The sequence below is a fragment of the Bradyrhizobium sp. P2_E8 genome (assembly GCF_056403875.1).
The window spans coordinates 1-1326 of the sequence record NZ_JBFUES010001457.1; the positions used below are offsets into that span (position 1 = coordinate 1).

2 protein-coding genes are annotated in these 1326 nt (G+C 69.0%); both read right to left on the bottom strand.

Annotation, left to right across the window (positions count from 1 at the left end):
- A partial coding sequence (locus tag AC1D00_RS41380; RefSeq protein ID WP_477014674.1) for a Bug family tripartite tricarboxylate transporter substrate binding protein occupies nucleotides 1-1083 on the bottom strand: 1083 nt, incomplete at its 3' end.
- Nucleotides 1084-1105: 22 nt separating this feature from the next.
- The coding region (locus AC1D00_RS41385) for a flavin reductase (RefSeq protein ID WP_477014675.1) at nucleotides 1106-1326 on the bottom strand (221 nt) is incomplete at its 5' end.

Sequence of the window (1326 nt, forward strand, 5' to 3'; positions counted from 1 at the left end):
GGCCGGGACCGAGACCCAGGTCGAGCCGACACTGACGGCGTCCGGGTAGCCGGCCTCGAGCACCGTCGGCGCGTCGGGCAACGCGGCCAGCCGCGCCGTGCCGGTGGTGCCGAGCACCTTGACCTTGCCGGTGTCGATCAGCGGCCTGAGCACGGTGAGGTAGTCGAAGGAGACGTCCAGGATGCCCGACATCATGTCGGTCATCTGGCTCGAGCCCGACTTGTAGGGCACATGGGTCAGCTTGATGCCGGCGGCCGCCTGGAACATCTCGCCGGCGAGGTGCTGGGCGGTGCCGGGGCCGGGGGAGCCGAAGTTGACCTTGCCCGGGTTGGCCTTCGCGTAGGCGACGAACTCAGCCAGCGTGCTGTAGGGCGCTGCCGCGGTCGCGACGAGGATCTGGTTTGCCGAGCTCACGCCGCGGACGTGGATGTAGCTCTTGAGCGGGTCGTAGTTGAGCTTCGCCAGCCCCAGGTTCGGCTGGATCGTCATAGGCCCGCCGGAGGCGTAGAGCACGGTGTAGCCGTCGGGCTGGGCCCGAGCAACGAACTCTGTCCCGATGGTCCCGCCGGCGCCGGGTCGGTTCTCCACCACCACCGGCTGCCCAAGCCGCGTCCGCAGCAACTCCGCGATCTTGCGCGAGACGAGGTCGGTGACGCCGCCGGCCCCGAACGGCACCACCCAGGTGATCGCGCGGTTCGGCCAGGATTCCGCGGCCGTCTGGGCCCCCGCGGCGCCCGCCTGGAGCGCCAGCGTCGTCGCGGCGACGAGACACAGGAGCGCTCTCCTCACCGTCCCGACCGGGCGACCGCTCAGGCCGCTGCGCGCGCCAAATCCCGCAGGTCCTTGCGGACCGCCGGCATGATCCGCTCCTCCCACGAGTCGCGCCGGCGCAGCACTTGGGCGGCCGAGCAGGGCCGGAACCAGTGCAATGGGAGCGAGGACATTTCCGTCATCGACAACGATGATCCCGGTCTTCGCCGGCGATTGGATGCCGGCGTTATCTTTCAGCGGCACCTTGAACTTGCGGAAATCAGACGGCTCCGCCAGTTGAACATCGCCCGCAGCCGTACGCTCGCTAGTCATTTGCTCATCCCATTCTTAACGATCAAAATTGCGGCAGCGTCCGCAACGAGCCCTGGAAGTTGACCGAGGGATCGCCGTCGCCGCCGCGGGTAGCCGAGGTCACATTGATGCCGAGCAGCAGGCAGGGTGGATCCATGCACGGCGAGGTGACGGAGCTGACCGTCAACCCGCGTCGCGCCTCGCCAACGCCGGTCGCCACGATGGCGACGCCGCTCGCCAGTGAGGCCGGCGCAGTGCGCCACC